This is a genomic window from Pseudidiomarina sp. (assembly GCF_033722695.1).
Classification (GTDB): domain Bacteria; phylum Pseudomonadota; class Gammaproteobacteria; order Enterobacterales; family Alteromonadaceae; genus Pseudidiomarina.
In genome coordinates this window covers 1-9714 of record NZ_JAWVYM010000044.1, presented here as the reverse complement: position 1 = coordinate 9714, position 9714 = coordinate 1, and the positions used below count along the sequence as shown (strand labels likewise).

4 protein-coding genes are annotated in these 9714 nt (G+C 50.7%); all 4 read left to right on the top strand.

The features are described 5' to 3' along the window. Positions 1-1306: sodium-dependent transporter (locus tag R3196_RS10340; RefSeq protein ID WP_318936697.1), on the top strand; the 1306-nt coding region annotated here is incomplete at its 5' end. A gap of 32 nt (positions 1307-1338) precedes the next feature. Next, positions 1339-2805, top strand: a complete 1467-nt coding sequence (nhaC, locus tag R3196_RS10335) for a Na+/H+ antiporter NhaC (RefSeq protein ID WP_318936696.1) — start codon at positions 1339-1341, stop codon at positions 2803-2805. 20 nt (positions 2806-2825) lie between these two features. Beyond that, entirely contained in the window at positions 2826-5450 is a 2625-nt protein-coding gene (pepN, locus tag R3196_RS10330; protein WP_318936695.1) for an aminopeptidase N, read from the top strand. Positions 5451-5615: 165 nt separating this feature from the next. Continuing rightward, the coding region (locus tag R3196_RS10325; protein ID WP_318936694.1) for an NAD-glutamate dehydrogenase at positions 5616-9714 on the top strand (4099 nt) is incomplete at its 3' end.

The window sequence follows — 9714 nt, the reverse complement described above, 5'->3', positions numbered from 1 at the left end:
TGGTTTAGGTAATATCTGGAAGTTCCCCTATATCACCGGCGAAAATGGTGGCGGGGCCTTCGTTCTGGTTTATCTCCTCTGTATCGCTCTTATTGGTATACCCGTGATGATGGCTGAAATTATTATTGGCCGTCGCGGCCGCCACAGTCCGGGTTTTGCGGCGCGTAAAGTGGCGCTGGAGTCGGGCCGCAGTTCGGCCTGGCAGATTACGGGCTGGCTTGGTATGGCCACCGGCTTTCTGGTATTAAGTTTTTACACGGTTATCGCCGGCTGGGCGCTGGCTTATGTATTTGAAGCAGGTTCAGGCGCATTTAACGGTGCCTCGGTGCCTGAGATTTCCCAGAGTTTTACCAATCTGGTTTCATCTTCAGCGAGCTTAACACTCTGGCACGCGGCAATCATTTTCGGGGTCATACTCGTTGTTGGTAACGGCATTAAAGATGGCTTAGAGCGTGCGGTGGGCCTGATGTTGCCGCTGATGGTTCTGCTCCTGGTTATTATCGCGATCTACGCCGGCTATACAGGTGATTTTGCCGCCGCTTTTAACTTTATGTTCGCACCCGATTTCTCTGAACTTTCGATAAACGGGATCATGTTAGCGCTCGGGCATGCCTTTTTCTCGTTAGGCCTGGCTTCCGGGGTGGTCATCATGTATGGCGCTTATTTACCCCGTAAAACCTCTGTGGTGCAGACCACATTATGGATAGCATTAGCTGATACGCTGGTAGCGCTGCTGGCAGGGATGGCCATATTTCCTATTGTATTCGGCAACGATCTTATTCCCGGCGCCGGCCCCGGATTAATCTTTCAGACCTTACCAGTGGCCTTTAGCACTATGCCTGCCGGCACTTTAATTGGTACGCTATTCTTTGTCATGCTGGTAATCGCCGCTTTTACTTCGGCTATCGCGATGATTGAATCAGCAGTTGCCTTTTTAGAAGAGCAGCTTAAGGTGGGCCGCTGGCCCGCCACCGTAGGCGCCGCAGCAATATTGTGGCTGCTGGGGCAGATCACCATTTACTCGTTCGCCGGCGCTGAATGGACACGCCTGGACTGGCAACTATCGGGCAAGCAACTGCTGTCCTGGTTTGATGTCATTGATTACAGCACTGCCAATATCCTGTTGCCTTTGGGTGGATTATTACTGGCGTTATTTGCCGGCTGGGTGATGAAGCGTGCAGCAAGCGAAGATGAGCTTGATAGTAAGCCAGTAATTTTTAGAATCTGGTTGTTCTGCGTTCGCTGGCTGGCTCCAGTAGCCATAACATTAATTTTCTTACAGCTAATCGGTGTGATTGAACTGTAGGTTATATAAAAACGAAAATATAGAGACCAACTATGCAAACCACATCAAAACCTGACTATCGTGAACCCAGCGTGCTGCAGGCCGCTGCGCCGCTGATCGCACTTATCATTACGCTGGCCGCGTCGGTTTATTTATTTGGCGAAGACTCGTCTTACGGCCCAAATCAGATTGCCTTATGGGTCGCTGGCGGTATTGCCATCATGATCGGCTTTTATAACGATTACAGCTGGGCAGATATGGAAGAGGGCATTAAAGAGGGGATCGCGGTTGCACTAGGCGCCATGCTAATCATCCTCGCCGTAGGTTCTCTTATTGGTACCTGGCTATTATCGGGAACAGTGCCAACCATGATTTACTATGGCCTGGAATTGCTTAACCCGAGTTTATTTTACGCGGCTACCGCGCTTATTTGCGGCATAGTCGCGCTTTCTATAGGTAGCTCTTGGACAACCGCAGCAACCATTGGTGTTGCGCTTATGGGTGTATCCGCGGGGATGGAATTATCCCCACTGATTACCGCAGGTGCGGTGGTCTCAGGTGCCTACTTCGGTGACAAAATGTCGCCACTATCTGATACTACCAATCTTGCTCCTGCGGTTGGGGGTAGTGAACTCTTTGAGCATATTCGTTACATGGTTTACACCGCCGGGCCTGCCTTTCTGATAGCTCTGGCGCTGTTTCTTATTCTTGGCCTTAACGCAGACGCAACCACCAGCCTGATTGAACTGGAGCGTATGCAACTGGAACTGCAGAACACTTACAATATTGGCTGGGAAATGTTGGTGCCCCTGGCAATACTGTTGTATCTGGCGGCAACCGGTAAACCCGCGTTGCCTACAGTATTTTTCGGTGCGCTTATCGGTGGTTTATGGGCGGTGCTGTTTCAGGGCGAATTAATTACCAACATAGCAGGCGGCGATGCCTCAGCTGTGGCCAGTTTGAAGGTGGTCTGGCTGGCATTGAGTGATGGCGTGGCTATTAACACCGGGGCAGAAAAGCTGGATTCACTGTTAAGTGGTGGCGGCATGTCGAGTATGCTCAATACCATCTGGCTGATTCTGAGCGCCATGACGTTCGGCGCTGTAATGGAGAAACTGGGGTTACTGGAACGCCTAATCCGCGGTGTTCTGGGCATGGTAAAAAGCACCGGCAGCCTGATCGGGGCCACCTTGTTTACCTGTTTTGGTGCCAACGTGCTGACCGCTGATCAATATATGGCGATTGTGATCCCTGGCCGTATGTATCGTGAAGAATATATACGCCGTGGCTTAGACCCGCGGGTCTTATCCCGGACGCTGGAGGATAGCGGAACGCTTACCTCGGCATTGATCCCATGGAATACCTGTGGCGCCTTTATGATGGGCGTGCTGGCAGTAAGCCCACTGGAGTACGCTCCTTTCGCTTTCTTTAACTGGCTGACGCCACTGATCGCGTTGGTTTACGGTTATACTGGGTTCCGGATTCTACGCCTCGCGCCGCAGGAAAAACCTGCAACTTAAACTAATTTTAGCGGTAAATTATGCCTACGACTGAACACCAAGCGAAGTACCGGAGCGACTATCGTGCTCCGGCTTTTTCCATTGAAACCGTTGAACTAACGTTTCACCTGCACGAGCAACAAACGCGGGTTATTAATACGATGCGCGTGCATCGTCAGAGCCCGGGCGCGCTCGAACTTGACGGCGAGGAGTTGCGGCTGGTCCGACTGGAGCTGGACGGCAAAATCCTGGCTCCTGACAATTATCAGCTGACCAACAACAAGCTGATCCTGGATGATGTTCCTGACAGCTTTATACTTACTGTTGAAACCGAAATTAATCCCGCCAGTAATACTGCCCTGGAAGGCCTGTATAAATCTGCCGGAGCTTTTTGTACCCAGTGTGAGGCTGAAGGTTTCCGGCGCATTACCTATTACCCGGACCGTCCCGATGTGCTTGCCATTTTCACCACTACCATCATTGCCGACAAGGCCGGTTATCCTTATTTATTAAGTAATGGAAATACAGTCGGGCAGGGCGACCTTGATAACAACCAGCATTGGATTACCTGGCACGACCCGTTCCCGAAGCCAGCCTATTTGTTTGCTTTAGTTGCCGGCGACTTTGATGTACTTAAAGATACATTTGAGACCCGTTCGGGACGTACTATCGACCTGCAGATCTTTGTTGATCGCGGCAACCTCAGTCGCGCGCGCTATGCCATGACAGCGCTACAGAATTCCATGCAGTGGGACGAAGAGCGCTTTGGCCTGGAATACGACCTCGACATCTATATGATTGTTGCGGTCGATTTTTTCAATATGGGCGCCATGGAAAACAAAGGCCTGAATATCTTTAACTCACGTTATGTGTTGGCTGATCAGCAAACCGCCACCGATCAGGACTTTCTGGCGGTGGAATCCGTTATTGGTCATGAGTATTTCCACAACTGGACGGGCAATCGCATTACCTGTCGTGACTGGTTCCAGTTGAGCCTGAAAGAAGGGCTTACCGTATTCCGCGACCAGGAGTTCAGTTCTGATCTGGGCTCGCGGGCGGTTAACCGTATTCAGGATATCCGCATCATCCGCAGTCATCAGTTCAATGAAGATGCCAGCCCTATGGCGCATCCGATTCGTCCTGACAAAGTTATTGAAATGAATAACTTTTACACAGTGACAGTCTATAACAAGGGCGCTGAAGTTATCCGTATGCTGCATACGTTATTAGGCGAGGAAGGATTCCAGCAGGGCATGCGCCGCTATGTTGAATGCCACGATGGTCAGGCGGTAACCTGCGAAGACTTTATCGCGGCTATGGAGCAAGCGAATAATCGTGATTTTACCTTGTTCAGGCGTTGGTACAGTCAGGCAGGTACGCCGCTGGTATCTGTTCGTAGTGACTATGATCCGAACCACGGCCAGGTAACCTTAAGTATTCAGCAGCAAACGCCGGCTACTGCCGGACAGACCGACAAACTGCCGGTGCATATCCCACTGCTGTTCAGCGCCTACAACAAGCAGGGCGAACGCCTGCAGTTAGAGCTCGACAATGGTGAGCTCGCGACCCATGAGTCAGGTGGCTATTTACTTGAACTGACTGAAGCTGAGCAAACCTTTATTTTTAAAGGCCTCGATGAGGTGCCGGTATTTTCTTTGCTGGAAAACTTCAGCGCGCCCGTACGCCTGAATTATCGCCAGCCACTGAGCGAACAATTAGTTTTACTTGCGCATGCCGAAGCCGAAGTCACTCGTTGGGAAGCTGCCCAGACGATTTACCTTGATTTACTTAAAGGCGCGATCAGTAGCAAGCAAAATATCGAGCTCAGTGATGAGCTGGTAGGAGCATTACAACAATTAGCCACGGCTGACATTGATCCAGCCCTACGTGCGCTGGCATTAAGCCCGCCCACGGCCGAAGAATTAGCCGAGCATTATCCGGATGAAATTCCGGTGGCCGCAATTGCTGCAGTCTGCCAACAGCTGAAACAGGCTATCGCGGCAGCGTTGGAGCCGGAATTCAGTCGTTTATATAAAAGTCACCGGCAGTCAGGCTATGCTCTTACCGGCCCGGCAATAGCGGCGCGGAGCCTGGCTAATCTGTGTCTGTATTATCTTTGCCTGGCAGCCCCAACGCGATACAGCGAGCTGTTGGTAAAACATTTTCATGACGCCGATAATATGACTGACCAACAGGCAGCCATGCAAATCGCTGTCCATCTGGACCTGCCTTGCGCAGCGGAACTGCTGGCGGCGTTTGAACAGCGCTGGCAGGACGAGCCACTGGTTCTCGATAAGTGGTTCGCCGTGCAGGCTAGCAGCCCGTATGAGGCGAGTGCAGAGCAGGTTACAGAGTTACTCGGACACCCGTGCTTTACGCTCGGCAACCCCAACCGGGTTTATTCGCTGTTAGCCACCTTTAGCCGTAACCTGATTGGTTTTCATCGACCTGACGGCATTGGCTACCAGCTAATCGGCGATATCATTGCGCAGTTAAACAGTAGCAACCCGCAGGTCGCTTCGCGCTTGCTCAGCCCTTTCACGCAATGGCGACGCTTTGATATTGAGCGGCAAAAACTGTTGCGAAATCAACTGGAGCGGTTACAACAACTACCTGATCTTGCGGCTGACCTGGCAGAAAAAATCGAATCCAGCCTGAAGCCGTGATAACTGATGTTCAGGCCACGGATTTCGTGGTCTGAACACCGTTATTCCGCGCAATAAACATTGAATACCTTTGACAAATGTCCGACAATAATGCGAGCTACTTTTGTCATCAAAATCAGTTTTTGGTGGCATCGCTACTTTTAAATGGGTTACAAGGACACAAGCATGAATTCTTATGGCCAAGGCCAGCTCCCCGTAATTTTACAGAAAGTGGCCGATCTGATTCAAAAACGCGCAACTGATCGAGCCGATTTAATTCAGGATTTCGCGCTCCGCTTATTCAGAAATATCTCCTCAGACGATCTCGCAGAACGCAACGATAGCGACTTATACGGCGCTGTAATGGGGCTCTGGCATAGTTTTAACCAGTACACCCCCGGTGAAAAAGCACTTATCAAAGTTTATAACCCTGAAGTAGCACGGCATGGCTGGGAATCCGCCCATACTATTATTGAAATTATTCAGTCCGACACCCCGTTCATGGTCGACTCCGTTCGCATGGCTTTGTCGCGGCTGGGGATCAGCGCTCATTTATTATTGCATTTGCCTATCAGTCACCGCCGCGATGAAGAGCAGGGGATAACGGAGTTGTTAAAACCCGGTGTTCGCGATGACAATGAAGTCGATACCGTATTTTTGATCGAAGTTGATCGGCAGACCACCAAAGAAGCGCGTACAAATTTAAAGAATGAATTAGCCTCGGTCATGGATGAAGTAACGCTGTCCGTTTCAGACTGGCAGCCGATGCGTGAAAAACTCAAAGAAGTAGCTGATAACCTGAGCAAGATAACTTACCCAGGCCCCGCCAAAAAACTGAAGGAAGCACAGCGCTTTCTCAGTTGGTTGGCAAAAGATAATTTCACCTTAATGGGCTATCGTCGTTATGACCTGGTGCCGATTGAGGGTGATCATGTGATTCGTCAGCAGCAGGACTCCAGTCTGGGACTCATGCGCAAATCAGCGACAAGTAAAGAGCGACTGGTTTCGTCGTTACCTGAAGTAGCCCGGGACCTGACGTTCAATGACAGCCTGTTATTGGTCACAAAAACCAACTCCAAATCACGCGTGCACCGTCCAGCCTATGGCGACTATATCGGCGTTAAGCGTTTTGATGACAAAGGCCGGGTAATCGGCGAAGACCGTTTTATCGGCTTATATTCAAGTAGTTTTTATAACAATAGCGCGCGGGATGTACCGTTAGTTGGTGAAAAAATTAAACGGGTGATGGATGCTTCAGGTTTTGCGGCTAACTCGCATGCAGCTAAAGCATTACTGAATATCCTTGAAACCTACCCGCGGGATGAAGTGGTCCAGGCAGACGAAGACGACCTGCTGGAAATCGGGCTGGGGGTGCTACAGATGCAGGAGCGTGATATGACGCGTCTGTTCGTGCGGCGCGATATTTTTGGCCGTTTCGCCTCGTGCATGGTTTATGTACCCAAAGAGCGCTACAACACCTTATTACGGCAGAAAACTCAACAGATCCTGGCGCGTTCTCTCGGTAGCCCAGCCGACGTTGATTTCACCACTTATTTTTCCGAATCATCATTGGCGCGGACTCATTACACCGTGCGCCTTGGCGAACACGTACAGGACATTGACGTGAAAGAACTCGAACAGAATCTGGTTGAAGCAGCCCGTACCTGGGAAGACAATTTTGAGCGTATTCTCCGCAGTACTTTTGGTGAAGCGCGTGCTAATGCGTTAAACAAAAAATACGCTAATGCTTTTCCCCGCGCCTATAAAGAAGAAGTATTGCCATCGGTCGCCATTGCCGACTTACAGCAGCTGGAAGCGCTTGATGATGAGCACAAGCTCGGTATGTTGTTTTATCGCTCGCGTGAAGAAAACGAACAGAGCAAGAAAATACGCCTGAAGCTATTCCACAAAGACGAGCCGATCCATTTGTCAGACGTATTGCCGATGCTGGAAAACTTCGGCCTGCGCATTATTGGTGAGAGCCCTTATCAGATCAAAGCTACCGATAATCACGTCTACTGGGTATTGGATTTCCAGATGTTGCACAGCAATGTCAAACTTGACCTGGAAGCCATTCGCGACGTCTATCAGGATGCTTTTGCCAAAGTATGGCAAGGTCATTACGAAGACGATGGCTTTAACCGGCTGGTATTGAGTGCCGGTCTGACCGGACGTCAGGTGGTGATTTTGCGTATGTTTGCCAAGTACATGCGGCAGATTGGTACCACCTTCAGCCAAAGCTATATCGAAAGCGCGTTTAATAAATATCCGTTAATTGCGAAGCTGATTGTTAAGCTGTTTTACAACAAATTTGAGCCGTCCGTTAAATCGCGCGCTAAAAAGGTTTCAGCGCTGGAAACGCGCATTCACGGTGAGTTAGATAATGTTGCCAACCTGGATGATGATCGTATCATCCGCCGCTATGTGGAGCTGATTCTGGCTGCACGACGCACTAACTTCTTTCAGGCTGATCAAAACGGCAACGAGAAACCTTATATTTCGATCAAGTTCATGCCTGAACTGGTGCCGGAAATGCCATTACCCTTGCCGAAGTACGAAATATTTGTGTACTCGCCACGCGTTGAAGGTGTCCACCTGCGTGGCGGTAAAGTCGCCCGGGGTGGCTTGCGCTGGTCTGATCGCCGCGAGGATTTCCGTACCGAGGTGCTCGGTCTGGTTAAAGCACAGCAGGTTAAGAACACGGTTATAGTGCCCGTCGGTGCTAAAGGTGGTTTTTATTGTAAAAAGCTGCCTGAAGAGCGCGAAGCGTTCTTTGAAGAAGGCAAAGCCTGTTATCGTACTTTCATCCGAGCGTTGCTGGATATCACCGACAATATAGTTAACGGCGAGATTGTGCATCCTGAACAGGTCGTTCGTCACGACGAAGATGATACGTACCTGGTAGTGGCTGCCGATAAAGGCACCGCGACTTTCTCCGATATCGCCAACGGGATCTCCGCCGAATACAATTTCTGGCTGGGTGACGCCTTTGCGTCTGGTGGCTCGGTTGGTTATGACCATAAAAAAATGGCCATTACCGCACGCGGAGCCTGGGAATCGGTTAAGCGTCACTTCCGTGAAGTCGGCATCGACTGCCAGTCAACAGATTTCACGGCTATAGGGATCGGCGATATGGCCGGCGACGTATTTGGCAACGGTATGCTGCTATCTAAGCATATTCGCCTGGTCGCGGCCTTTAACCACCAGCATATCTTTATCGACCCGGAGCCGGATGCGGCCTCTAGCTATGAGGAACGGGAGCGCCTGTTTAACCTGCCTCGATCCAGCTGGGAAGACTATGACAGAAAATTAATTTCTTCCGGCGGCGGGGTGTTTGCGCGTAGCGCGAAAGCCATTGAACTGACTCCGGAAATGAAAAAGCTGTTCGGTACGCAGAAAAAGTCTCTGACGCCGACCGAAATGATTAAGAGCATCCTGCAAATGCCGGTTGATCTACTCTGGAACGGTGGCATCGGCACCTATGTTAAAAGCACCAAAGAAAGCGACAGTGACGTCGGCGATCGCGCCAACGATGCGCTGCGCATAAACGGTAAAGAACTACGCGCCAAAATTGTTGGTGAAGGCGGCAACCTGGGTTTCACGCAGTTGGGTCGTATCGAATATGCCCGCAACGGCGGCCGTATCAATACCGATGCAATTGATAACGTTGGCGGTGTGGACTGCTCGGATAATGAAGTTAATATCAAAATACTGCTTAACGGGGCAGTTGCTGAAGGCGACCTGACCCGCAAGCAGCGTGATGAACTGCTATTTGAAATGACTGATGAGGTGGCACAAATCGTGGTCAAAGACTGTCACCGTCAATCACAGTCTATTTCGGTTACCGCTATCCGCGGCCCCGACCAGATAAAGGAACTGCAACGCTTCATTCATCACCTTGAGCGGGAAGGGCAACTCAACAGGTCGCTCGAATTTTTGCCCGATGATGACGAGTTGGCGGAACGTCAGGCTAACGGTAAAGGGCTGACCCGTCCGGAACTGGCAGTACTGACCGCGTATGGCAAGATGGTGCTGAAGGAACAGTTGCAGGATGAACTGGTGCTCAACGATCCTTTCCATGCCCGCTCACTGATCAATGCGTTTCCAAAACCATTGCAGGAACGCTTTGCTGATGCGATGCAGATCCACCCGCTGCGCGGACAAATCATCGCTACGCGCCTGGCCAATAATATTGTTAACGATATGGGGCCAAACTTTGTTTACCGCAAACAGGACGCGACTGGTGCCACTGGCGCAGAAGTTGCGGCTGCCTATGTGGTCGCTC

Coding starts and splice junctions, on each gene's coding strand:
- nhaC (WP_318936696.1), top strand. CDS start 1,339: ATGCAAACCACATCAAAACCTGACTATCGTGAACCCAGCGTGCTGCAG.
- pepN (WP_318936695.1), top strand. CDS start 2,826: ATGCCTACGACTGAACACCAAGCGAAGTACCGGAGCGACTATCGTGCT.